Annotated in this window: 18 protein-coding genes; 13 read left to right on the top strand and 5 right to left on the bottom strand. The window is 45.8% G+C overall.

Annotated features, from left to right (window positions below; all coding sequences use genetic code 11):
- Positions 1–1,104 precede the first annotated feature (1,104 nt).
- From MHN30_RS16255 to MHN30_RS16230, 6 genes are read left to right on the top strand one after another with little or no spacing between them, the layout of a single operon-like run.
- Entirely contained in the window at positions 1,105–2,334 is a 1,230-nt protein-coding gene (locus MHN30_RS16255; RefSeq protein ID WP_130165264.1) for a porin, read from the top strand.
- Between the two features lie 12 nt (positions 2,335–2,346).
- The gene (locus tag MHN30_RS16250) at positions 2,347–3,309 is read left to right on the top strand and encodes a tripartite tricarboxylate transporter substrate-binding protein (protein WP_010606899.1); all 963 of its coding nucleotides are present in this window, start codon (positions 2,347–2,349) and stop codon (positions 3,307–3,309) included.
- 60 nt (positions 3,310–3,369) lie between these two features.
- Entirely contained in the window at positions 3,370–3,846 is a 477-nt protein-coding gene (locus MHN30_RS16245) for a tripartite tricarboxylate transporter TctB family protein (protein WP_130165139.1), read from the top strand.
- A 3-nt stretch (positions 3,847–3,849) separates the two neighbouring features.
- Positions 3,850–5,358 (top strand): tripartite tricarboxylate transporter permease, encoded by a 1,509-nt coding sequence (locus tag MHN30_RS16240; protein ID WP_010606897.1) that lies wholly within the window; start codon positions 3,850–3,852, stop codon positions 5,356–5,358.
- Between the two features lie 21 nt (positions 5,359–5,379).
- Positions 5,380–7,008 carry a sensor histidine kinase gene (locus MHN30_RS16235; protein WP_069021685.1) on the top strand — a complete coding sequence of 543 codons (1,629 nt, stop codon included), beginning with the start codon at positions 5,380–5,382 and terminating at the stop codon, positions 7,006–7,008.
- A gap of 2 nt (positions 7,009–7,010) precedes the next feature.
- Complete coding sequence (locus MHN30_RS16230; RefSeq protein WP_239360350.1) at positions 7,011–7,715, top strand: response regulator; 705 nt, start codon at positions 7,011–7,013, stop codon at positions 7,713–7,715.
- Here the strand turns inward: MHN30_RS16230 and MHN30_RS16225 are convergent.
- The 3 genes from MHN30_RS16225 to MHN30_RS16215 all read right to left on the bottom strand — a co-directional run bounded on the left by MHN30_RS16225 (position 7,712) and on the right by MHN30_RS16215 (position 13,363).
- The gene (locus tag MHN30_RS16225; RefSeq protein ID WP_239360349.1) at positions 7,712–9,001 is read right to left on the bottom strand and encodes a DUF3472 domain-containing protein; all 1,290 of its coding nucleotides are present in this window, start codon (positions 8,999–9,001) and stop codon (positions 7,712–7,714) included. The genes MHN30_RS16230 and MHN30_RS16225 overlap by 4 nt on opposite strands.
- A 38-nt stretch (positions 9,002–9,039) precedes the next feature.
- Complete coding sequence (locus MHN30_RS16220) at positions 9,040–11,889, bottom strand: TonB-dependent receptor (RefSeq protein WP_239360348.1); 2,850 nt, start codon at positions 11,887–11,889, stop codon at positions 9,040–9,042.
- A gap of 103 nt (positions 11,890–11,992) precedes the next feature.
- The gene (locus MHN30_RS16215; RefSeq protein WP_239360346.1) at positions 11,993–13,363 is read right to left on the bottom strand and encodes a Gfo/Idh/MocA family oxidoreductase; all 1,371 of its coding nucleotides are present in this window, start codon (positions 13,361–13,363) and stop codon (positions 11,993–11,995) included.
- Between the two features lie 255 nt (positions 13,364–13,618).
- Between MHN30_RS16215 and agaR the strand changes: the two genes are divergently transcribed.
- The 7 genes from agaR to MHN30_RS16180 all read left to right on the top strand — a co-directional run bounded on the left by agaR (position 13,619) and on the right by MHN30_RS16180 (position 21,800).
- Positions 13,619–14,389: a transcriptional repressor AgaR gene (agaR, locus tag MHN30_RS16210; protein ID WP_039493387.1), complete on the top strand. Its 771-nt coding sequence runs from the start codon at positions 13,619–13,621 to the stop codon at positions 14,387–14,389.
- 11 nt (positions 14,390–14,400) lie between these two features.
- Positions 14,401–15,690, top strand: a complete 1,290-nt coding sequence (locus MHN30_RS16205; protein WP_239360345.1) for a D-tagatose-bisphosphate aldolase, class II, non-catalytic subunit — start codon at positions 14,401–14,403, stop codon at positions 15,688–15,690.
- Positions 15,687–16,805 carry an SIS domain-containing protein gene (locus tag MHN30_RS16200; protein WP_239360344.1) on the top strand — a complete coding sequence of 373 codons (1,119 nt, stop codon included), beginning with the start codon at positions 15,687–15,689 and terminating at the stop codon, positions 16,803–16,805. The genes MHN30_RS16205 and MHN30_RS16200 overlap by 4 nt, the downstream gene beginning before the upstream one ends.
- Complete coding sequence (locus MHN30_RS16195) at positions 16,802–17,710, top strand: ROK family protein (protein ID WP_039493393.1); 909 nt, start codon at positions 16,802–16,804, stop codon at positions 17,708–17,710. The genes MHN30_RS16200 and MHN30_RS16195 overlap by 4 nt, the downstream gene beginning before the upstream one ends.
- Positions 17,703–18,854: an N-acetylglucosamine-6-phosphate deacetylase gene (gene nagA, locus MHN30_RS16190; RefSeq protein ID WP_119232126.1), complete on the top strand. Its 1,152-nt coding sequence runs from the start codon at positions 17,703–17,705 to the stop codon at positions 18,852–18,854. The genes MHN30_RS16195 and nagA overlap by 8 nt, the downstream gene beginning before the upstream one ends.
- 224 nt (positions 18,855–19,078) lie before the next feature.
- Positions 19,079–21,166, top strand: coding sequence for an elongation factor G (gene fusA / locus MHN30_RS16185; protein WP_039493397.1), 2,088 nt, complete (start codon positions 19,079–19,081; stop codon positions 21,164–21,166).
- Positions 21,167–21,410: 244 nt separating this feature from the next.
- A complete protein-coding gene (locus MHN30_RS16180; protein WP_222241779.1) occupies positions 21,411–21,800 on the top strand; it encodes a hypothetical protein in 390 nt (129 codons plus the stop codon).
- A gap of 82 nt (positions 21,801–21,882) precedes the next feature.
- Here MHN30_RS16180 and hemB read toward each other — a convergent pair whose 3' ends face one another.
- Both hemB and MHN30_RS16170 read right to left on the bottom strand, forming a co-directional pair.
- Positions 21,883–22,893, bottom strand: a complete 1,011-nt coding sequence (gene hemB, locus MHN30_RS16175) for a porphobilinogen synthase (RefSeq protein WP_026001016.1) — start codon at positions 22,891–22,893, stop codon at positions 21,883–21,885.
- Between the two features lies 1 nt (position 22,894).
- Positions 22,895–24,733, bottom strand: a complete 1,839-nt coding sequence (locus MHN30_RS16170; protein ID WP_130165132.1) for a diguanylate cyclase — start codon at positions 24,731–24,733, stop codon at positions 22,895–22,897.
- Between the last annotated feature and the right edge of the window lie 5 nt (positions 24,734–24,738).

The following is a 24,738-nucleotide window of genomic DNA, read 5'->3' as shown; positions in this document are numbered from 1 at the left end:
AAAAAGCCCTGAGCAGGGCTTTTTACGTTCATATCTACCGTCACCGATATGAGCAATGTAGCAAGTAAATTGTGAGAATAAACTTAGTCAGGTTTAGGGGCGACTGAATTAAGCTCATTCAAGCCATTAACGTTGGCCAGCCGTGTTTCAGGGTCGAGAAACAAACTAGAGTACTAATGCCAATCTCAAGATAGCGAGTACATCAGGTAGACAGGGCTTTACAACTATCAACCTTACTAACTGAGTTGGCGAAACAACACGTTGCCGTCTTGTTGATATTGATTATCAGTTAGATCTAACAATGAGTCAATACTTTTTTGAAAATAATTCTCATTAATATTAATGCGGCTGTTTTTCTAGGAAATACCGAAGTAAAAATAAATTTTGGGCATAAAAAAAGCCCTGAGCAGGGCTTTTTGATTTCATATCTACCGTCACCGATATGAGCAATGTAGCAAGTAAAAAGTGGAGTTAGCGTCTAAATACGAGGAGCAATGCAAGTGCCTGCTAACGTCCTTGGTAGTTGTGGATACCAGCCTTGTTTCGGGTCAAGAAACTATTGTGATAACAAGTTGAGCCGTCACTCTCGTCTTGTTGATAGTGATTATCAATTAGATTTGAGGGGCTGTCAATGTTCTTTTTGAAAATAATTCTTATTTAGATCTAAGTGGTTGGAATTACACCAAATTTAAATTTATTGAGTGTATTGTTTTATTAATGTGATGGTTTTTGGTGTGTTGTGTGTCTTATTTCTGCTTATTCTAGGGGGCAAAGTATTATTCTATATTGAGCTTTGTAGGCTCACCGTTTCCAGAGCCTCAGAGAAAAGCTAGGTTAATTCATCATCCACATCTTAGATATTTTGATTAACGCAGCGGTCATACTTTCGCTTCACTCGTTATTTATTTCCTCACCACTTTTGGTTTTGTGCATATTGCTCATGATTTTTATGCACAAAACGCGTTTTACTCAACTTAATCAACTTATTTCCGTAATCTATGGTTAATTGAGGGTTAACAATAAGCTCGTACTTGATAGCAGGTTGTAGTCGCTAGTCACAATACGTTTAAGACAAATGAGTACAGAGCAATGAGAATAACAATAATGAAGCCAGTTGCAGCAATGTCATTAATTGCAGTAACTGCTTGCCCCGTTTTGGCACAACAAGATGAAGCACTAGCCAGCAAGGTTGCAAAGCTAGAAGCGCAATTAAAGGAATTACAGTCCAATAAATCACTGAACCTTGAGTTTGGCGGGCGTGTACAACTCGATTTTAACCATTTTAGTGGTGCATACAGCGCCGATAATGAGGGTAATGCCGCCAGCGACTTTTTCCCGCGTCGGATCCGCACCTATGTAGAGAGTGAGCAAGGCGATTGGGAGCATAAGTTGCTACTCGATTTTGCTGAAGGCGATGCCGAGATAGTCACTGTAAGAGTGCGTTATACCGGCTGGAACAACGGCCCGCGCTTTCAGTTTGGTAAATTAAGAGAAGATATCACCCTAAATGCGCTCACCAGCAGCAAACACATCAATACCATAGAGCGCAGCTCTATCGCTGATACGTTTTCTCCTTACTTTCGTTGGGGCGCATCAGCTTATCAATATTTTAAAGATTCCGGTTTTCGCTATGCGTTAGGGGTATATAAAAACGACGCTTTTGGTGCATCTGGGCGTGACCAAGATGACCGTCTGGCACTTGCCTATTCGGGGCGTTTGACTTGGTCGCAACACACTCCTGGTAAAACTCTGCATTTAGGTGGTTGGGGTTCGTACCGTGATATGGGCGGTGCAACGCTGGGTAATCGCCTTGCTCGCGGTGAAGTACGTGAAGCCAAAGTGCGCCTCGTGGATTATGCTGCAGGCGGTGATGTAGTGGCCCTTGATAGCATGTCACAAGCCGGGTTAGAGCTCGCTTATCAACACAACGCCTTTATGCTTGAGGCCGAATATGCCACACGCAACTTAGATACCCTCGACCCTACTTCTGCTTTAGATGGGGGAGATATTTCGGGTTATCACTTGTCCTTGAGCTATTTCTTGACCGGTGAACACAAACAATATTCCGCTGGCTCTGCGGTATTTAAGCAGCCTAAAGGGGTAAAAAATGCGTGGGAGTTGGTTGCGCGTATTTCCAGTATGGATGCTGAAAACGCCAACCAAGGCACGCAAGTCGACGCCTACACACTGGGCGGTACCTATTACCATTCCAGCAGCTTAAAGTTCATGGCTAACCTTGTCTATGCGGATGTTTCAGGAGCAGGAAGTACCGCGTTGGTTGGTGACGAAGATTCAGGATTTGGTTTTGCTGCACGCTTGCAGTATCTATTTTAACGGGAGCAGGTTATGAAGTTTGCATTAAAGCATCTCAAATTAGCAATAGCTGGCGTGGCAATGATGTCTACTCAGGTATTAGCGGATACCCACTTTTTAATTCCCGGTGGTCCAGGTGGTGGCTGGGATACCACGGCTCGAGCTGTGGGCGAGGCGTTAGTGAAATCAGGGCTTGAGTCCAATGCGTCGTTTCAGAATATGTCAGGCGGTGGTGGCGGCCGTGCTATTGCTTACTTGATTGAATCGGGCAATAAAAAAGGCGATATGTTGATGGTTAATTCAACGCCAATCGTGCTGCGCGCGTTGTCGGGTAAGATCCCCTATAGTTATCGTGATTTAACGCCTGTTGCCAGCGTAATTGCCGATTATGGTGCATTCGTGGTGCGTGATGATTCGCCTTTTAAGAGCTGGAAGGAGGTGATTGCTCGTCTAGAAGTAAACCCGGGCTCTGTGACCGTCGCGGGAGGTTCTGCTCGCGGCAGTATGGATCATCTCGTTGCAGCACAAGCAGTAAAAGCGGCAGGCGTTGACGGTCGTAAGCTGCGTTACATTCCTTACGATGCCGGTGGCAAAGCCAAGGCGGGTTTATTATCTGGCGAGGTGAAGATGCTCTCGACCGGATTAAGTGAAGCGCTCGACATGGCAAAAAGTGGTCAGGCGCGCATTCTTGCTGTTACCGCGCCAGAGCCTATCGCGGACTATCCAGAGATCCCAACCCTGAAGTCTCTAGGCTATGACATGGAATTTGTTAACTGGCGTGGTTTTTTTGCGGCTCCGGATCTCCCTCAAGCAAAACTCGACGAATATACCGTGAGATTACAAAAGCTGGTGCAAAGCAAAGAGTGGGAAGCGGTGCGTGCTCGCAACGGTTGGTTGAATCTATTTAAGCCACAGCACGAGTTTATTGAGGCGCTAGAGGCACAAGAAGCGCAGCTGAAAGTGGTGATGGAAGAATTGGGTTTCGTTAGACGCTGATTAAATTAAATAGGTGGCTGCAGTGAGGTTACTGCACCACCTAAAAGTGGGTAATTCACTATGTTAAACCGAGAATTGTTAGGCCCAGTGCTGTTTTTAATTCTGTTTTCACTCTATGCGGTATCTGCTTGGCAAATCCCGATTATGCCTTTTGAAGAATACGAGGCGGTAAACTCAGCAACTTTGCCTAAGGTATACGCGCTGATTGGCATTATTGTTTGTCTTTTGTCGATTGCCGCAACACTGTTTAGAGGCGTCCCTGCGCTTGATAAACGTGAAGGAACGGAGACTATCTCCAAGGCAACCATCGCCCAATGTGCAGCACTGATTGTATTGATGCTTATCTACAGCAGTGTGCTTGACGAACTCGGGTTTATTGTCTCGACCATTTTGTTTTTAGGCTGTGGCTTTTTAATTATGGGTGAGCGACGTAAGCAAATTTTGTTATTGGCGTCGGTACCTGTGGTTATCGTATTTTGGGCCATTATGACGCAGCTACTTGGGATCTATCTGGTTCCTGGGGATTTTTGGAGTTAAGCCATGTTAGACGGTATTTTAGTTGGCCTGTCCACGGCCTTTATGTGGCAAAATTTACTGTACGTAATAGTTGGCTGCTTTGTCGGTACTTTTATCGGTATGTTGCCCGGCTTAGGGCCAATCACGGCGATTGCGTTGATGATCCCTATCACTTACAACATCGGTGCCGACTCCGGTATGATCTTAATGGCGGGCGTATATTACGGCGCAATTTTTGGTGGCTCGACTTCCTCTATTTTGATTAACGCTCCCGGTGTAGCTGGTACTGTGGCATCGTCATTTGACGGCTATCCAATGGCAAAACAAGGACATGCAGGCAAGGCTTTGGCTATTGCCGCTTATGCTTCATTTACTGGCGGAACGATTGGTGCGTTGATGCTTATGATAGCCGCACCACTACTTGCAAAAGTGAGCTTAAGCTTTCAGTCTCCAGACTATGTGATGTTGATGTTTTTGGGCTTGACTGCGATTGCTGCTTTTTCTGCAAAAGGGCAATTTTTAAAAGCCATGATGATGACTGTATTTGGCTTGATGCTGTCGACGGTGGGAATAGACCCTTCATCTGGTACTGAGCGTTTTACCTTTGGTCAGGCGGACTTGCTAGACGGCGTAAGCTTTTTGTTGGTCGCAATGGCAACCTTTGCATTGTCTGAGGCGCTGATCAACGTGATCCGTCCAGAAAAAGCTAATCAAGGTTCGAATGATGATGACACCCCTGTTATTGGCTCAACAAAACTATCTGGCGCTGAAGTGAAAGAAATGGCGCCAGTTGTGGGGCGCTCTTCAATTTTAGGATTTATCATTGGCGTATTGCCGGGGGCTGGCGCAACGATAGCAAGTTTTATGGCTTATGCGACAGAGCGAAATTTGGCACCCAAAGCCATTCGTGAGCGTTTTGGGCGTGGTGAAATCCGTGGCTTAGCGGCACCTGAGTCGGCAAACAATGCCGCTTGTACTGGGTCGTTTGTGCCATTGTTAACGCTTGGGATCCCGGGGTCTGGCACCACTGCGATTATGTTAGGGGCGCTGATTGCTTATGGTATTCAGCCGGGCCCTACGTTAATGCAGGACAATCCTACGGTATTTTGGTCGGTAATTGTAAGCATGTATTTTGGCAACATTGTGCTGCTGATTTTAAATTTGCCACTGATCCCTTATTTTGCAAAGGCTTTGACTTTGCCACGCTCAGTTCTCACGGTGATGATTTTATTCTTTAGCTTGATTGGCGTGTATCTGGTGTCATTTAATACCTTTGATTTGTTTATGATGGTGGGTTTTGCCTTGGTGGCGGTGGTGCTGAGATTATTGAGTTTCCCGATGGCACCTTTGCTCCTTGGGTTTATTCTTGGCGATATGATCGAACGCAATTACCGCCGCGCCATGATGATTTCGGATGGCTCTATTAGCTTTATTTGGGAGCGGCCACTAACTTTAGGCATATTTGCGCTTGCCATGTTAGTGTTGTTGATCCCATTAAAAGAGTACTTCCAGCAACGAAAAGTTGCGCAGTAACCCAGCAGTGAGGAAATACGTGTGTCGCAATCACAAAAATTAGCACGCAGACCAAAACGCTTAGAAACGCGACTGATCACTTGGGTTGTGGGCTTGTGTGTGATCCAAGCATGCTTATTTACCGCGTTGGTGTATCAGGTTATTACGCAAAGCTTACACCAGGAAGTGGGAGAAAAAGCCTTGGCTTTGGCTAAGGCGGTGGCGGTTCGTGAAGATGTTATGACGGCACTCATAACAGATAGGGATAGCTCACAGATCCAACGCCTCAATACTAATGTTGAGTTGCTGCGCCAGGCAACTGGCGCAGATTTTATCGTCATTGGTGACACCGAAACGCGACGTATTGCCCACCCCGATGAGCAAAAAATTGGTCGCACCATGGTCGGAGGGGATAGCCAAGCCGCATTGTCTGGAGAGAGTTATATCTCAACGGCACAGGGCAGTTTAGGTGAGTCTATTCGCGGCAAAGTGCCGGTGTACTCTCCCGCTGGTGAGGTGATTGGTTTAGTCTCGGTAGGCTTTTTAGTGCAATCCGTTGAGTCGTTGGTGCTGCAGCGCAGCATTGCCGTTTTTGTTGGAGCTGCAGCGGTGTTACTGCTCAGTGTCATTGCCGCGATTTGGATTGGTCGACGTGTCCGCCAAGCCATTTTTGGCCTGCAACCAGATGAAATCGGGCGCTTATTTGCTGAGCAAGAGGCCATACTGAATACCGTACGTACGGGGATTATCGCGCTCGACCCCGATGGCAGCGTGCGCCGTTTGAATCAACGAGCGTGCGAAATTCTCGAAAAGCCTCGCGGCTTGAGTAAGCAAGGTTTGCACCTGAGCGATCTGTTACCAGAACATAGCGATTTCTTGTTGCATAACCCCAATCGCCCTTTGGTTGGTTTTGAGCTATTTGTTGCTGACAAGCGTTTGGTGTTGTCGCGGTTTGCGCTGCAAGTGCAAGGTCAACACGAAGGTATTTTATTGAGTATGCGGCCCTCCGATGAACTAGAGTACGTGTCTAAGCAGCTCACTAAAGTACAGGCTTTTGCAGAGCTATTGAGAGTGCAAACACATGACTATTCAAACAAGTTAAATACCATTGGCGCGCTTATCCAAATGGCGCAATATGACAAAGCGATTGAGCTGATAGGCCAAGAAAGCCAAGGCTCACAAGCGCAAATTGAAAACCTCCTTACCTATATACAAGAGCCAGTGATCGCGGGCTTATTACTCGGTAAATACCATAAAGCACGAGAGCATAATGTGGCACTCGAGGTGAGTTCCGACAGCGCGCTGTGTGCTATCCATCAAAAAGAGATGTTGGAACGAATAGTTTCAATATTAGGTAATCTCATCGATAATGCCATCGAAGCGGCGAGAACGACGGCACAGTTACGGCCTGCCAAAGTGGTCGTAACAGTGGATGAAACGGTTCAGGATATTATCTTTGATGTTGAAGATAGCGGCACTGGACTGATTGGTAACGTCGAAGAGGCGTTTACGCCGCAGTTTAGTACTAAGTCCGGCGACCAACATGGTGTTGGCTTATATCTCGTAAAAACAAATCTTGATTCCTGCCACGGAACCTTAGAGGTTGGGGAGTCTGAATTACTTGGTGCAAGGATCACGGTCTTTATTCCCAAGCAAGTAAAAGAGCAATAACAATGACTTATTCTGTGGTGATCATCGAAGATGAAGTAGCTGTGGCACAATTATTAGCGCAATACCTAGTGACACCGGCAACACCAAGTAGCGCAAGGCAAGGGCAATATCGAGTGGTGGCCAGTAGCGACAATGTTTCTACCGCGACGGTACTGTTGAGTGCGATACAAGCCGACTTAATTTTATTGGATATTTATCTACCCGATGGTAACGGTCTTGAGTTTTTAAAGATGCTACGCGAGCAAGGCTGTAAAAGCGAAGTGATGCTGATCACCGCAGCAAAAGAAGTGGCGACGCTAGAAAAAGCGATCCGTCTGGGAGTCTGCGATTTTTTAGTTAAACCGCTGATCTTGGAACGGCTCGACCTCGCACTCGCCCGCTTTGAAGCACGTCAGCAGTGTTTAGATGGTGCCAATGAAGTGACGCAATCTATGGTCGACACCTTATTTGGTAGTGAACAGGCGAACGTACAAAGTATGGCTAGACTACCTAAAGGCGTTGACCCACTTACTTTGGAAAAAATTCGTACGGCATTTCAAAGCCAGCCCAAGCAGGTGTTTACAGCAACCCAAATGGGAGAATTGGTGGGGGTGAGCCGCTCAACCGCTCGGCGCTATTTAGAGTTTTTGGTTAGTATAGAAGAAGTAAAAGCCGACCAAAGCTACGGTAGCATTGGCCGACCAGAGAGAAGCTATCATTTAAATTAAGGGTGTGCCTGTAGTGACTGCCATGGGATCACCGGCGCATCATTGCTGCTAGGGCGAGTGAATTCGCTGAGATAAGGTGTGGGTCCCGTGAAGAAACCGGTGTTACGTAAGTAAAAACGGTTTTGCTCCTCACCACCTTGATAATCCAAACGCGATCCTTTTCTGGCGGTGGCGTCATAAGTGAATTTAGCCTGATTTAACTCAACCCAGTTACCTTGGGTGTCACGCAAAAACTGGCGATTATAAAATGCCTTACGCTCAAACTGTCCAGCTTCGGGTAAGAAGTTTTCCAAAAAGCTATGCGGTCTTGCAACATAGGTATTGGTTTCAGGGCGGCTAAAGGCTGCGATCAGCTTCCATTGGCCGGTTTCCGGCGCATAAAAATAGCCGCGATACTCAGTATGGCCTTCATAAGTTGTACTGGGCTCGATATTGACTAAAAAGCGATATGTCGTATCTGGCTGCCAGTTATAACGTAAATAGCTTTGTCCTCCAGAACCTTCATTGCCAAATTCACCGACGTAAACGCCTTCGCCTTTAGCGAGTAATTTGATTTTAAGGTTGTCGGGAATTGTGCTCGGATCATCCGTTTGATATGGGCTCCAAACCGAAAATAGCACGCGGCGCTCGGTGGGTGAGTTTACCTGAATACCAAAGTACCCTTCGCCAAAACCATTCGCCATAAAATACGAACCTTGTGGATCATAGCCAGATGGCACCGTTACTTCGTTGTAAAACCAGTTATAGTCCTTTTTGTCAGGTACGGTATAGGAAAGGTGTACCGAAGGGCCGCGACGACCCCAGTAAAAGTCTTCTTTGACATAGTTAGGTGCGGGGGTCATGGCCTCGCCATCGAGACTAAATCCGGTAATGGCGGGGAAGGTACTGTTTCGCCCATTGGCTAATGTATCACCGGTTATTTGGACGGTTTGATAGCCAACTTGCGTCACGGCAAAGTCACCGACTTTAATCTTAGTGGGGCTTTGTCTATCGAGATTAAGCGTCACTTGTTTGTTGTTATGTGTTACCAGTAATGTGCTTGGTGCACTTGGTTTCTCAAGGTGTAAATAGAGGGTATAGGTGCCAACGTTATTGGCATAAAAATAGTGATTAAACCTAAGCTGCTTATCTTGCCATGGGGCAATTCCGGCTTGAGTTATATATTGCCTGCTGGCGTCAATATCGTTGTTGACCCAAGCGTTGCCGTAACTGCTGATATAAGCCTCTTGTGCTGAGACAAATAGCGAGGCGCACAGCAGTATCGGTGTCATTATTGTATTCTTCATCTTAAGTTCCTTGAATGGGGCGCGTTGCCCCATGTTGATTAGAAAGAAGTGTTAATGCCTAAACTGATACTGCGGCCGTAACGGCTCAAGTGGCTCACTTGCTCTTGGGTTTTAATGTATGACCATTGACGCTCATTGGTGAGGTTGGTCACGTTTAGGTCAATCCGTGTCTTTGCCGTAAGATTATAGCTGGCACTGAAATCAAACTGACCATAATCCGCTGCCCATTCTGGGCCGCCCCACGCATCTGGATACTTCAGGTAATCATCTCGCCAGTTGTAAGCGATACGCGCTTGGTAGTCATCCTTTTCATAATAGATAACCGCATTGTAAGAATGCTCAGACATTCCAGCGAATGGTAGCTCGTCTTTTTCGGGGTCGTCGTATTTACTATCCGTAAATGTATAGTTGATTTGCATACCTAGGCCATCAAAAGGTGCCGGTAGCAATTCCTCAAATGACTGTTGATAAGCAATTTCGAACCCTTTGATCTCTGCTCCCGCTTCAGAACGTGGCGATACTTGAGTAAATTCCGGACCGTCAACTTCAACGCCGTCTTTTATGAATTTACCCACTTTTATCGTACCGACACGCCCCTGAGCGATAACCGATTTAATGTCTTTGTAATAGGTTGCAAAGGTGAGTGCACCATAATCAGAGAAGTACCACTCTAGTCCCAAATCAAGTTGGTCTGCTCTAAGTGGCTTGATCCCAGGATTGGCAAGATTAAGCTCAAACTTACTGAAATTAATTGAGCTATATGGGGTTAGAAAATCGATGCTAGGTCTGGTGATAACTTTAGCCGCGCTGGTTCTAAATAACAGTGAGTCTGTTATTTCTAACTTAAAGTTCATGCTAGGCAGTACATCAGTGTAGTCATCTTCTACGTAAGAATCGGAGTAATAATCGGCAATATCCCCTTCTATGCGATAGATAATGTCGCCATCTTCGTCTTCTTCTACGTTGTATACCAGACTTGGGTAATCAAAAACGTAGCCATCAGAGGTGATCTCGGTTTTGATTGCTCTTACGCCTAGGTTTAAGTTGTAAGGCATTTCCGACAGCTCGCCGACTAGATTGGTCTCTAAATAAAGTGCAAACGTTGACTCAGAAAGCTCGTAGGAATCTTTGGGACTCTTGGAAGCTCTAATTTTTTCATCTGCGGCTTGGGCATTAATGGATTGATAAAAAGCATAGAGTTTGTCGTAGTCGAAGCTGGCCCACGGTGCAGGGTGCATGCCCGGCTCACCATCTAGGAAGTTATCAAAGTTGGCGGGTACAAGTACATCTGCGGGTAGTCTAAATAAGTTAAGGCCACCGAGCTTTTCTACGCTTGAGTTATCAAAGCTGTCGTAATCTGAGTTTTTAAAATAAGCCCCACCATTACTGAACATCGATGGGTTATTTGATTTGCTCACATCTCTGGCTTTAGATTGCTTACCGTAATGAAAGCCAAACTTGATATCTTTGACAAATTCCCATTCTGGAATAAATGTCCCTTCGAGCCTTAGCTCTTCAACATCACTTATCACTTCAGTGCCATAGTTGTAGCTGTAGTGAGCACCAAAGGGTTGATCGGCATTAAGTGCTGGCGACATAGTCACATCTGGCAGGAGGTTGTCGCCGGTTTGATCTATGGTGATGGTATCAACAAAGCCACGCGCCACGATGTAGCGGTTGTCGCCATCATTGATCCGCTCGGCACGGGACTTAGACACATCAAATTCAAGCGTTAGATTGCTGGTGGCATACCACTTGAAGTTAAGACCGGCCTGCCAAGTGTCGGTATTGCGAGGCTCAGAGACGTTCAGTAGCTCAGCCATTGCACCATCGACTAACTCAATGTAGTTGACGTTGCCATCTTCATTAAATTTTAACTCACCTACTGCAGGGATCCCGGGCGTCCAAGGTTCATCATAGGTGACGAATGAGATTTGATATTTTTCACCGTCGGTTTTGTAACTTGAGTATAAGCTATCAAAGGTGACATCAATATCATTCGTTGGACGCCATTGTAAGGCGAGGCTTGCACCAATGCGCTCACGTTCGTCTTGCCAGTTCGAGTAGCGTACATATCCTGGGATCATTGATGGGTGTACTTTCTCGCCCTCATCTAGCTCACCATTTCGGTTACTATCAACCGGGACTCGCACGTCGGTATTTTCTTCAGGATCGTAAAACCCTTGTCCCTCGTAGGAGTCTTCGCGTTGTGTTCGCTCTGAATAAACGGCGGTGAATAGCGCGCCAAAGGTATTGTCAAAAAAGGTATCACTAATTAGGAAGGAGGCTTGAGGGTTGGTATCGCCGGTACGTTCTTCGTAAATGGCTTTGGCACTTCCGGCGAGGGTAAAGCCATCCATATCTAACGGTCGGCGGGTTTTTATATTGATGACTGAACCAATCCCCCCCTCTTGCGTTTGTGCTTGTGGTGACTTGTACACTTCTAATGCTTGAACCATCTCAGGCGCAATTAAATCGAAGTTAAAGTCACGGCTAGTGTGCTCTGATGCCATTCTACGACCATTGATGGTGGTAACGTTAAAGTCCCCGCCAAGGCCCCGCACAGTGACGTTTTGTCCTTCACCTGCGTTACGGGTAATGGCGATACCCGTCATTCGTTGTAGCGCTTCAGCAAGGTTTTGATCTGGAAACTTACCAATGTCTTCGGCAACGATGGCATCCATTACGCCGACGGCGTTTTTCTTGAGAAAGAGTGACTCTTTGATACTAGAACGTACACCACGTACTTCAATTTTCTCGACTTGTTGCTTGGCTTTATCTTGCTCGTCGGATCCGCTGTTCTGTTCTGTTTCCTGTGCGTGCGCATATTGGGACAGGGCACAGCTCACGGCCAATCCCACAGCACACAATTTTAGAGTGTGTTTCATCTTGTTGTCCTGTTGAGTGTTGTTATTATTGCGCCCGCTTTACGGGCGCTTATTCAGGCATTGATAGCATTTGCTATAGATAACGTATTTAACCTTTGGTTAGTTATGTAACAATGCCTAGTGGTGCTGCAGTGCGCCATGTGCCCCTGGTGAAATCCGGGAAGTCCTTGCTATTACTTCTGTCTGCAACTGAGTCCATTGAAAGAGGGAAGACCGCTGACCAAGCAGCTGCGTCGTAAACATCCTGATCTAGCGGTTCGCCATTACGAAGGCAGTAAATAATGCGCCAGAACATTAAGAAATCCATGCCACCATGGCCGCCGTTGCGCTCTGCTTCAGCCCCCATTTTTTGCCAAAGTGGATGGTCGTATTTGCCGTACCAATCATTCATATCGTAATCCCACTCGTGAAAGCTCTTACTCCCGCCGTTTTCAAGCGCGATGCGGTTGGGGAATCCTGCAAATACGCCGTTAGTACCTTGAATTAAATTGTGGCGGGAGTAAGGGCGTGGGGTAGTGGTATCGTGCTGTACCATAATCGAACGACCTTTGATGGTTTTAATGATGCTAGTGTTCATATCTCCAGCAATATAGTTCAGTTGGTTACGCTCATGATTTGCTGGAAATTCACGTTTGGCATAGGCTGCACGACCAAGTGCTGGTGAACTCATAGACGAGATATAGTCGAAACGATCGCCACGGTTAATATTCATATATTGAGAAACCGGGCCTAAACCATGGGTTGGGTAGAGGTTACCGTTACGTTTGGTATGCCAATGTGTGCGCCATGAGCCAGTTTTATGCTCAATTTCTTTCATTTGCCAACGAAGTTCATGGATATAAGCTGCTTCACCGTGCAGTAACTCACCGAATAGCCCTTGGCGAACCATGTTTAATACCATCAGCTCGTCACGGCCATAGCAAACGTTTTCCAACATCATGCAGTTCTTTTGCGTGCGCTCTGCGGTATTTACCAATTGCCACGCTTCTTCTATGGTTACTGCTGCTGGCACTTCGACCAAAGCGTGTTTGCCACTTTCCATTGTGTCTACCGCCATAGGCGTATGCCATTTCCAAGGCGTAGAGATGATGACAATATCAATGTCATCGCGCGCCAACATGCGGCGATAGTCCATATCGTTCTTGCCGTAAGTCGCTGGCTTGGGTAAGCCCTTGTCGACAACAATTTTAACGGCTCTATCTACGACTTCTTGGTGCGTATCGCAGATGGCCTTGATCTCGACACCGTCAAGATGGCAAAAGTGTTTTACCGCGCCAACACCACGTTGACCCACACCAATAAAGCCCACTCGCACAACATCCAGTTTCGGTACGACTAAACCTTGAACTGAATTTCCTTGTGGCTTTGGTGTAAGCGGCGTCTTATTATTGTTACTTGCGCAGCCAATCACTGCGCTTGTTGCTGCGATAGCAGCCATTGATTGAAGAAATCGCCGGCGGTTTAGATCACCCATAATAACCTCTTAGTTGTTCACTCTTGTTGTTAAAAACGAAATGTTATTTTTTGGTTATTATTACGGCAGTTTTATTTTGAACGCAAGAAAAATATCTTTCATATTCTTTCGTTTGTATTTCAATTTGTTTCTAGCTTAACTTTAAATCATTATAAAACAGGTGTTTGTATTTGTTTTCGATTAAAGTTAAAAAAATAAATTGAAAGCAAATGAAAGCTGTGTAGACTAAATTCAACCAAAACGAAAGGAGGTGTCATGCTGAACACCATCGAAAGACGCCACGAAATCGTTCAACTCGTTGGTCAAACGGAACGAGTAGAAGTATCTGAGCTGGCAGAACAATTTGGTGTATCAACCGTGACGATCAGAAATGATCTCAATGCCTTACATGATAAAGGGTTGTTGGTTCGCTCTCATGGTGGTGCCGTTGCGAGTTCTAGGTTAACCAAAGAGCTCACCATAACGGAAAAGCACGATCATCATCACCAAGTGAAAGTCGAGCTTGCAAAGTTGGTGGCGAGCCTTATAGGCAATAATGAGTCTATTATTCTGGACTCTGGAACCACCACTGAAGAGGTTGCGAAGCAGCTTACTGAACATCAACAGCTAGTGGTGATGACCAATGGTCTTAACGTGGCGCAAGCGCTCGTTGCAGCCGATGGCGTTGAAGTGTTGATGACTGGAGGCTCACTGCGTAAAAAGTCGCTGTCGTTTTATGGCAGCCACGCAGAAGATCAGCTAAAGCAATATCACTTTGACCGCTTGGTGCTTGGTGTCGACGGGTTTTCTGTTGATGTTGGTGTAACAACACACTTTGAACCAGAAGCCGCGCTTAACCGCGAGATGTGTAAAGCTGCAAAGCAAGTCATAGTGGTGACGGACTCCAGCAAGTTCGATCGTAAAGGTGTACACCGTATTATCGCCTGCGAAGAAATTGACGTTTTGGTAACGGACAGTGGTATTCCAGCTGATATTCATCAGCAATTGGTTGCCGCCGGAATTGAGGTACATTTAATAACGTCTTAAGAGGTGATCATATGCGGCGTTTTCAAGCCCTAATCGAAGCCAATAAATCAGGGAAAAACTCAGGCATTTATGCCATTTGCTCAGCTCACCCTTGGGTGCTAGAAGCGTCGATAAGATATGCCAAGCAGGAGAATACGCTGCTATTAATTGAGGCCACGGCCAATCAGGTTAACCAATTTGGCGGTTATACTGGGATGCGTCCTGCGGATTTTATTGCCAAAGTCGAAGAAATGGCTGAAGAGCTTGGTTTTGATAAGCAGTTACTGATTTTTGGTGGTGATCACTTAGGACCTGTCTGTTGGACTAGTGAAAATAGCCAAGCCGCGATGGCCAAAGCCTGTGACTTAGTCGCTGAATACGTGAAGGCTGGTTTTAAGAAGATCCACTTAGATGCCAGCATGCCCTGTGCTGACGATCCTGACGCGTTAAGCGATGATATTGTAGCTAATCGCGCTGCCTTATTGTGTCAAACAGCGGAAGCAGCCGCGATTGCGACGTTTGGTCGTAGTGATATTGTTTATGTGATTGGTACTGAAGTTCCCCCTCCAGGTGGCGCTGATGAACAGATTGACAGTCTACAACCGACCAGCCAAGTTGCTGCACAAGAAACCCTAGCTTGCCATCGTGAACTTTTTGCAAATAAGGGATTAGTGGATGCTTGGCAACGCGTGGTTGCAATGGTGGTGCAGCCGGGGGTTGAGTTTGATAACACCCAAGTTTTTGACTACAAACCGAATGAAGCGAGTGCATTAAAAGACTTTATTCGTACCGTTGACCGAATCGCTTTCGAAGCACATTCGACAGATTATCAAACTGCAGGCGCTTATCAGTCGTTGGTTGCTGACCACTTTGCCATTTTGAAAGTCGGGCCTGAATTGACCTTTGCGCTGCGCGAAGGATTATTCGCGCTTCACCATATTGAAAAGCAATTACTACCCTATGTTCATAGTCAGTTTATTGAGGTGGTGGATGAGGTCATGCTGGCAGAGCCAACAAGTTGGCAGCGTTTTTATCACGGCGAGTCACAGCAACTCCGGTTCTTGCGCCAATTTAGCTTTAGCGACCGTATTCGCTATTACTGGCATCAAGACGCGGTGCAAAAGGCGTTAGCAACTATGCTCGACAACCTAGCGCAGCAGACTTTATCACTGCCGCTTATCAGCCAATATTTTCCAGAGCTATATCAACAAGTACGCCGTGGTGAAATAGAAAGGGACGCCAAAGCGTTGGTGATTGCCAAAATTCAACGTGTTGTGGCTCGCTATTCAAATGCGTGTTTTGCCATGGAGAAAGCGTCATGAACACTTTGCTAGGACACGAAATTGCGCAATTAAAAACACGAAATGCCTATTGGACAGCAAAAGAGATCACCCAGCAGCCACAGATGTGGCAAGAGACCGCCCAATTAGTCGCGAGCATAAAGTCTAGGCTTTTGGTGGAGTTAGCTCCTTTTCTAGATGACCCTGATACTCAGGTTATTTTGACGGGGGCGGGTACATCCGCTTATATCGGTGACGCTATCGCCACTCATCTTAATACACACATGCGCCAAAGTGTGCGGGCAGTGAGCACAACTGACCTAGTTGCTGCACCAAGGCAATACCTAGCGACGGATAAACCGTGTTTATTGGTATCCTTTGCTCGCTCTGGTAATAGTCCAGAAAGTGTGGCGGCCGTAGAGTTGGTAACACAGTTGATTAGCAACAGTCAGCACCTTTTTATCACCTGCAACCGTGATGGAAAATTGCATCAAGCAGCGCAGCAGGCAAGCAATGCAACAAGTATATTGCTACCAGATCCTACGCTTGACCAAAGTTTTGCAATGACGAGTAGCTATTCGTCAATGATGGTTGCAGCGCTACAATTTTTTGCGGCGGATGACGGCTCCGTGGATAAGTTGATCAATGCAGCGCAAAGCATGTTAGCTGCGACAGAGCAGCAAAATATCCGTGCATTTGCACAACAACCATTTGATCGTTTGGTGTATCTAGGCTCAGGTTGCTTACTGGGATTTGCAAAGGAAGCTGCGCTAAAAATGCTTGAGTTATCGGCAGGCCAAGTAATGAGCGTGAGCGAGTCACCGCTTGGCTTCCGTCATGGTCCAAAATCACTTATCAATAGCAAAACTGTCGTGGTATGTTTTATCTCAAGTGATGGTTATACCAGCTTGTACGATCAGGATTTAGTTGCTGAGTTGCAGCGTGACGGTACAGCCATGACGGTGCATTCACTTTGTCCTAAAGTGCCACCACTAGAAGATGTGTGGCAAGGGTTACTGTATATGTTGTTTGCACAGCAGTTAAGTTTCTATAAAGCGCTGAATCTCGGTATTTCACCGGACAACCCTTGCCCGTCGGGGGAAGTGAATAGAGTTGTGCAGGGCGTAGTCATTCATCCGTTTGGGAGTGAAGTATGATTTATGGAGTGGATGTTGGCGGGAGCAAAATTGAAATTGCGGTGTTCGATGAAAAACTGCAACGTATAGAGTCTTGGCGTGTGGCGACACCAAAGCACAGTTATGAGGCGTTTTTGGCGCAAATCGTCACTTTGGTGCAGCAAGCCGATGACAAATATGGTTGTAAAGGACAGGTTGGTATTGGTATGCCGGGGATAGTAAATGCGCAGCAGCGCGTGCTATCAGCAAATGTCCCTTGCGCCAATGGCAAAGAAGTTAAAGCTGATCTTGTTGCACAACTTGAACGGCCCATTGCGGTGGAAAATGACTGCCGTTGCTTTGCGTTATCAGAGGCCAGTCTTGGAGCCGGTAAGCAATATCAAAAGGTCTTTGGGGCAATTATAGGCACCGGTGCTGGAGGCGGATTTTGTATTGATGGCGCGTTGTATAAAAGTGCCCAAGGGATCGCCGGAGAATATGGCCACCATCCGCTTTCTGCAGTGTTACAGCAAAAATATCACCTGCCTATTTTAGCGTGTGGCTGTGGACTGCAAGGATGTTTAGAGCGCTATGTCGCAGGGCCAGGGCTTGCCGGTTTGTATCAACATTTCACTACGCGAACACTTACCTCAGAACAAGTTATCACAGCGATGCGGGCTGGAGAAAGTGAAGCACGCCATGCTTTTAATTGTTATATGGATCTGTTGGGCTCGGCGTTTGCAAATTTAATCAAAGCGTATGACCCAGAAGTTATCGTGCTTGGCGGTGGTATGTCGCTTATCGATGAGCTTGTAGAAGCGCTCCCAAAAGCCATTGAACCTCACGTATTTTCCGCAGTGTCAGTGCCAGATATTGTTAGAGCCAAGCATGGTGATGCAAGTGGTGCATTGGGTGCGGCATTACTTGGGAGCAAAGTACATGCTTGAGCAGCTTCGTTATATTCAGCCCCGTCGTATCTATACCCCTACCAGTGTCCTTGAAGCGCACGTAGCGGTAATAAAGGGTGAGCGTTTTCACGCGATTATTCCAGCGACGGAAGCGCCTGATAATACCGAGTCTTATCCCAAACTCGACATGTGGCCTGGGTTAATTGATTTGCATATTCATGGCCGCGAGGGCTGTGATGTTATTGATGGCAAACTCTCCAGTATAAAAACCATTAGCACCTCGTTGCTCAAACATGGCGTCACTGGCTTTTTGGCTACCACGGTGACGACTACATGGCCACAAACTATTGCCGCGATGAAAGTTATTGGAGCTGCCTATCAGCAAAAGATGCCGGGTGCTCAGGTGCTGGGCGGATACAGTGAGGGTTTGTTTTTTAGTGAAAAACACAAAGGTGCCCATAACGAAGCTTTCTTTAAGCCGTTAGACGAAGCCTTAATTGATGAAATGATTAGCGCGGCTGATGGTGCGCTTAAAGCGGTGGCACTCGCGCCCGAAAAGGCTAATGGCGTTAAGATGACACAGTACCTAAGTAAACATGGGGTGCGGGTGATGTTAGGTCATTGTGATGCGGATTTTGCGCAAACCAATGCCGCTCTAGCACATGGTGCCTGCGGCGGGGTCCACGTGTTTAACGGCATGCGCGGCATTCATCACCGTGAGCCGGGCTGTGCTGGTGCGTTGTTACTTGATAGCCAAGCCTTGGTGGAAGTGATTGCCGATGGTATTCATTTACACCCTGCGATTTTACAGTTGATCTACCGCCTCAAAGGTCAGCATAAGGTGGCCTTGATCAGTGATTGTATTAATGCTGGTGGCCTTAAAGATGGTGAATATCAATTGGGTGAAATGCCAGTTGTGGTTAAGGATGGCGTGGCGAAAACTCACAGCGGCAGTTTGGCCGGCAGTACACTAACACTTGAAAAAGCAGTGAAGAATTTAGCAGAATTAGCCAATATTCCACTTCTAGAAGCCATCAATATGGCAAGCTTAGTACCCGCAACTTATTTAAATATGGACAATGAACTTGGTAGCATTGAAGTGGGTAAAATAGCGCACTTTTCTTTGCTAGATGATGCCTTCCAAGTCCAGCATGCCAACTTGTTTGGAAAGCAGATATTTTAAACAAAAACCCAAGCTCACCGCCCTGAAATTGACAAAATACAACGGAATTTTCTTAAATACAGCGGCCTAGCAGTAAGCGATACGGTAAAAATGGGTCACAAAGTTTCGCATTAGAAACTTTTTCGCGAATTGATTGCATTTTAGACGACTTCAAGGATGATGTTCGCTACAAGAGGTGATATACTCCCGCCGAATAATTTTTCTACTTTAAATAGAGTAAAACAATGGCAGATTTATCGAAATACAGAAACATTGGTATTTTCGCGCACGTTGATGCGGGTAAAACTACCACCACTGAGCGTATTCTAAAGCTTACTGGTAAAATCCACAAAACTGGTGAAGTACACGACGGTGAGTCTACTACTGACTTCATGGAGCAGGAAGCTGAGCGTGGTATTACAATCCAATCAGCGGCGGTAACTTGTGAGTGGAAAGGCCACCGTTTAAACGTTATCGATACTCCTGGACACGTTGACTTCACAGTAGAAGTATACCGTTCACTTAAAGTACTTGACGGTGGTATCGGTGTATTCTGTGGTTCTGGTGGTGTTGAGCCACAATCAGAAACTAACTGGCGTTATGCGAACGAATCAGAAGTTGCACGTGTAATCTTCGTAAACAAACTAGACCGTATGGGTGCAGACTTCTACCGCGTAGTTGGTCAGGTTGAGAAAGTACTTGGTGCTAACCCACTAGTGATGACGCTTCCAATCGGTATCGAAGACCAGTTCTGTGGTGTTGTAGACGTACTTGAGAAGAAAGCATACGTTTGGGATGACACAGGTCTTCCTGAAAACTACGAAATTACTGACGTTCCAGCTGACATGGTAGACAAAGTTGAAGAATACCATGAGATGCTAGTTGAGTCTGCTGTTGAGCAAGACGACGACCTAATGGAAGCGTACATGGAAGGTGAAGTTCCTTCACTAGAGCAAATCAAAGCGTGTATCCGTAAAGGTACTCGTGACCTTGCGTTCTTCCCAACTTTCTGTGGTTCTGCATTCAAGAACAAAGGTATGCAGCTAGTACTAGACGCAGTTGTTGACTACCTACCGTCTCCTACAGAAGTTGATCCTCAGCCGCTAACAGATCCAGAAACAGGTGAGCCTACTGGTGAAGTAGCAACTGTTGACGCTGATGCACCACTTAAAGCGCTTGCGTTCAAAATCATGGACGACCGTTTCGGTGCACTTACGTTCATCCGTATCTACGCAGGTCGCATGAAGAAAGGTGACACTATCCTTAACTCTGCAACTGGTAAAACAGAGCGTATCGGCCGTATGGTTGAGATGCAAGCGGACGAGCGTACTGAACTTACTGAAGCACAAGCGGGTGACATCATCGCTGTTGTTGGTATGAAGAACGTTCAAACAGGTCACACGCTATGTGATCCTAAGCACGAGTGTACACTTGAAGCGATGATCTTCCCTGATCCAGTAATCTCAATCGCTGTTGCACCTAAAGATAAAGGTGGTAACGAGAAGATGGGTATCGCGATCGGTAAGATGGTTGCAGAAGATCCTTCATTCCAAGTTGAGACTGATGAAGATTCAGGTGAAACTATCCTTAAAGGTATGGGTGAGCTTCACCTAGACATTAAGGTAGACATCCTTAAGCGTACATACGGTGTAGACCTAATCGTTGGTCAGCCTCAGGTTGCTTACCGTGAAACTATCACTAAAGAAGTTGAAGATAGCTACACGCACAAGAAACAGTCTGGTGGTTCTGGTCAGTTCGGTAAGATTGACTACCGTATCAAGCCTGGCGAAGTTGGTTCTGGCTTTACGTTCAAGTCTTCAGTTGTTGGTGGTAACGTTCCTAAGGAATTCTGGCCAGCAGTTGAGAAAGGCTTCAAGTCAATGATGGACGAAGGTGTACTAGCGGGCTTCCCAGTACTAGACGTTGAAGTTGAGCTATTCGACGGTGGTTTCCACGCAGTTGACTCATCAGCAATCGCGTTCGAAATCGCTGCTAAAGGCGCATTCCGTCAGTCTATCCCTAAAGCGGGTGCACAACTTCTTGAGCCAATCATGAAAGTTGACGTGTTCACGCCAGAAGACAACGTAGGTGACGTAATTGGTGACCTTAACCGTCGTCGCGGTATGATCAAAGACCAAGAAGCTGGCGCAATGGGCGTTCGTATCAAGGGTGAAGTACCACTATCTGAAATGTTCGGATACATTGGTCACCTACGTACTATCACGTCTGGTCGTGGTCAGTTCTCAATGGAATTCTCACACTATGCACCATGTCCAGCAAACGTTGCTGACGCGGTAATCGCAGCTGAGAAAGAGAAAAAAGCAGCTAAGTAATTAATTACTTATTTTGCATAAAAAGGTCGCCTTTGGCGGCCTTTTTTGTTTTTAAATTCAATTATTTACAGGTTTAATGCCCTGTCTAAAAGTCGTCACGATTATTTCATGTTTTATTAATTTTAAAGTTCTTGCTTTAGGAACATTGGCACTTTATCATTAGCTTTTCTTCAATAAATTGGGTCACGTTATTGCGTCGTAGGCTCAAATTTGATTGTGGTTGGGTAAATAAAGGAGATACTCAATGAGAACTTTAGAGCTGGAAATAAACTGGCTTTTCTATGTACTGGCACTGTCCCTTATCTGGCTGGGTAATGCGCTGTTTTCTATCTTAGATATTCCCTCATCATTATTGCAAATAGTTACACTTACCTTACTATTTTTTACTCTATCATTATTGGTACTGTCATTAACCGGAAAGCGTTTTCTTCATATAGATAAAGCGGGAGTTAGCTATAACTTTTTTGGTAAAACCCATTATATCCATACGGAACATATTCAGGCGATTAGGTTACGCTCTTTGGGCATTGTAAGTCTTCCCGAGGTATATCTCGATGATGGTCGTATTATTCGCTTCTTTAGCTGGAAAATGAATCGCGATGAGCTTTTAAAAGCAGAAAGTTTGGTCAGATAAGGTGTAATAAAGGAAGTGCAGGTGAGGGTTTCACCTGCTCAAATTTAAAGGTTTCACACCAATTGCATTAATGCAATTGGTATTACTTTTCATTCAGCCAAATTGCGGCTTGTTTTGCAAAGTAAGTCAAAATGCCATCCGCACCAGCACGCTTAAATGCTAGTAGAGACTCCAGTACAACAGGCTTCTCAGCCAACCAGCCGTTATCAATCGCAGCCTTATGCATGGCGTATTCACCGCTGACTTGGTAAGCAAATGTTGGTACTCCAAACTCATCTTTAACGCGTCTGACAACATCAAGGTATGGCATACCTGGTTTTACCATCACCATATCAGCACCTTCTTGTAAGTCCAAAGCCACTTCACGTAATGCTTCGTCAGAATTAGCAGGATCCATTTGATAGGTTTTCTTGTCTGCACCTTTTAGGTTGCCTGCAGAGCCAATCGCGTCGCGGAAAGGGCCATAATAACTCGATGCATACTTGGCAGAGTACGCCATTATACGAGTATGGATAAAACCGCACTCTTCAAGTGCTTCACGAACAGCGCCAATTCGGCCATCCATCATATCGGAAGGGGCGACGATATCGGCACCTGCCTCTGCATGCGAAAGCGCTTGTTTGACTAATACTTCCACGGTTTCTTCGTTCATGACATAACCATCTTCATCTAAGATACCGTCTTGACCGTGGACTGTGAATGGGTCTAATGCAACATCGGTGATCACACCAAGCTCAGGACATGCTGCTTTAATAGCACGTACCGCTCTTTGTGCAATCCCTTCAGGGTTGTATGCTTCCTCAGCTAGTAACGATTTTTGTTCCGCCGGAGTTACTGGGAATAAGGCGATGGCAGGAACCCCTAGCTCTACTAGTTGCTTGGCTTCCTCAACTAATAGATCAATAGATAAACGCTCAATACCTGGCATTGATGGGATAGCTTCACGCTTAGATTCACCATCCAATACAAATACTGGATAGATTAAGTCATTAACCGTTAGCGTGCTTTCGCTCATTAGACGTCTTGAAAAGTCATCGCGACGCATTCTGCGCATGCGAGTTAGGGGGAAAAGATCGAGTCCTGATTGAGCCACGTTAGTTCTCCTGATTGGGTTTGAAAGTAACAACACGATTACGACCTTGCTGTTTTGCTTGATACAAGGCTTTGTCCGCATTGTCAGTGTAAAGCTGTGGGTTATGTGGATCGCTAACCACTGCACTATAAACGCCTGCACTGGTGGTCAACTTAAGCGTATCTTCACCAAATTTGATATTGAGATCTGCTGTAGCTACTCTCAGGCGTTCAGCCACTCCGACAGCACCTTCTTCCGGGGTGTTTGGTAGTAGCAAAATAAACTCTTCACCACCATAGCGGAACACTTCATCATGTGGTCGCCGCAAGTGTGATTTTATTAAGTTGGCAAATTCGCAAATTGCTTGATCACCAGCCAAGTGACCATATTTGTCGTTAATTTTTTTGAAGTGATCGATATCAAAAATAACAAGGCTCAATACTGTCTGCTCTCGTCTTGAACGACGTACTTCCATCTGTAAACGCTTGTCGAAATAGCGCCGGTTCTTCACTTTTGTGAGTGGATCTTCCATGTTCATGCGCTCGAGCTCTCGGTTTTTATCCTCAAGTTCCCTTAATGTGACTTGAAGCTCAAAAGTGCGTTCCTCAATGTTGGACTCTAAGTCGTACTGGGCCTGTTCTTGTAGTTTAAGCTTTTCTTTTAATAGGGCATCTTCAGCTTGAGTATGAGCTAGCCGTTGCTGTTGCTTGGCCAGCTTTTCATCTCTTTGAAATATATATAGACGTATGAGCAGGTAACTCAGCAAAGTGGCTTCAACGACAAAAATACCAAAGTAGCCCAAATGGTTCAAAAAGCTGCCGGACTGAACCCCCAGCTCAACCGTAAACGGGTAGCTAATTACGATAAAGTGGCAGAGTGCGATTGCAATTAAGATATTTCGACTCTTGTGGTTAACACGAGCGAGCGTATAGATAATCAATACAGAGACAATAAAGCTGATGCTAAGCGCTAGCAGGAGAGACTGAGAAACAGGTAAAAAAGCAATGAGCAGAAACAAGCACATTGTCGCTAGAATGGCCTTTCTTTTCGTCAGCTTTGGGTGCGCAAGCAGTGACTTTCCAGAGCAATAACTCAAAGCGGGCAACAGCAGTGCGCTGAGCAATAACATCATCATGCCTTGACCATACTGTTGAAACCACTGCCATGAAGAGTAAAAATAGCGATAACCAAAGCCATAGATATGTGCATTGAAAAGCCATACTGTAGCGATAAACAAAGTGGCACATAAAAAGTAACCTTTTTTTGTAACACAATAGAGCGTGGCATTGGTTAGGGCGAGTGCTAGTACAAAGCCTGCTAAAATTCCAAAAATAAGATTAAATTTACTCTTAAATTGGAGGTATTCATTCGGCTCCCAAATTGCAAGAGGAGCCGTGATAACCCCCTCATCACTGATCTGTAAGTATAAATGGCTTTGCGTTTGTGGCTGCAGCTCAAGCGGAACAACTAGAGATTCATACTTTAGTGGTCGCTTAATCAGTGGCAAGGCATCGCCCATATCTAAGCTGAATATTGGATGGTTCGGCCTGACATGATAGGCAGTTACCGCATCGATGAGATTATTGTTTATACTTACCAATACTGGTGTGAGCGAGTTATTAGTATTGTGCAGCGCTATTTTTAGCCATAAGTACTTTGCTACAGGTCGAAGGCCTGTGGGGATTTGGGTGCTGCTATGCCATTCGACAGGAGCCGCAAGCAGTTCGTTTAACGATGCATATTTACTCAGTGTGTAACTTAGCTTTACTTGGTGTTCTACCTTGAATGACTCTGAAATAGTGACGGCAGAAAATACAGCAGAGCTGTATATCAATATAAGTAAAGACAACACAATGCGCATTACTG

Origin of the sequence: Pseudoalteromonas sp. OF7H-1, assembly GCF_022347825.1 — a bacterium.
GTDB lineage: Bacteria > Pseudomonadota > Gammaproteobacteria > Enterobacterales > Alteromonadaceae > Pseudoalteromonas > Pseudoalteromonas maricaloris.
The sequence above is the reverse complement of the archived record's forward strand: the minus strand, read 5'-3'. Positions and strand labels throughout refer to the sequence as shown.

Bases quoted from the DNA above. Each gene is read 5' to 3' on its own strand.
- MHN30_RS16195 (WP_039493393.1), top strand. From the start codon at position 16,802: ATGATTTATGGAGTGGATGTTGGCGGGAGCAAAATTGAAATTGCGGTG.
- MHN30_RS16220 (WP_239360348.1), bottom strand. From the start codon at position 11,889: ATGAAACACACTCTAAAATTGTGTGCTGTGGGATTGGCCGTGAGCTGT.
- MHN30_RS16205 (WP_239360345.1), top strand. From the start codon at position 14,401: ATGCGGCGTTTTCAAGCCCTAATCGAAGCCAATAAATCAGGGAAAAAC.
- nagA (WP_119232126.1), top strand. From the start codon at position 17,703: ATGCTTGAGCAGCTTCGTTATATTCAGCCCCGTCGTATCTATACCCCT.
- MHN30_RS16170 (WP_130165132.1), bottom strand. From the start codon at position 24,733: ATGCGCATTGTGTTGTCTTTACTTATATTGATATACAGCTCTGCTGTA.
- MHN30_RS16250 (WP_010606899.1), top strand. From the start codon at position 2,347: ATGAAGTTTGCATTAAAGCATCTCAAATTAGCAATAGCTGGCGTGGCA.
- agaR (WP_039493387.1), top strand. From the start codon at position 13,619: ATGCTGAACACCATCGAAAGACGCCACGAAATCGTTCAACTCGTTGGT.
- MHN30_RS16215 (WP_239360346.1), bottom strand. From the start codon at position 13,363: ATGGGTGATCTAAACCGCCGGCGATTTCTTCAATCAATGGCTGCTATC.
- MHN30_RS16200 (WP_239360344.1), top strand. From the start codon at position 15,687: ATGAACACTTTGCTAGGACACGAAATTGCGCAATTAAAAACACGAAAT.
- MHN30_RS16225 (WP_239360349.1), bottom strand. From the start codon at position 9,001: ATGAAGAATACAATAATGACACCGATACTGCTGTGCGCCTCGCTATTT.
- fusA (WP_039493397.1), top strand. From the start codon at position 19,079: ATGGCAGATTTATCGAAATACAGAAACATTGGTATTTTCGCGCACGTT.
- MHN30_RS16255 (WP_130165264.1), top strand. From the start codon at position 1,105: ATGAAGCCAGTTGCAGCAATGTCATTAATTGCAGTAACTGCTTGCCCC.
- MHN30_RS16230 (WP_239360350.1), top strand. From the start codon at position 7,011: ATGACTTATTCTGTGGTGATCATCGAAGATGAAGTAGCTGTGGCACAA.
- MHN30_RS16240 (WP_010606897.1), top strand. From the start codon at position 3,850: ATGTTAGACGGTATTTTAGTTGGCCTGTCCACGGCCTTTATGTGGCAA.
- MHN30_RS16180 (WP_222241779.1), top strand. From the start codon at position 21,411: ATGAGAACTTTAGAGCTGGAAATAAACTGGCTTTTCTATGTACTGGCA.
- MHN30_RS16245 (WP_130165139.1), top strand. From the start codon at position 3,370: ATGTTAAACCGAGAATTGTTAGGCCCAGTGCTGTTTTTAATTCTGTTT.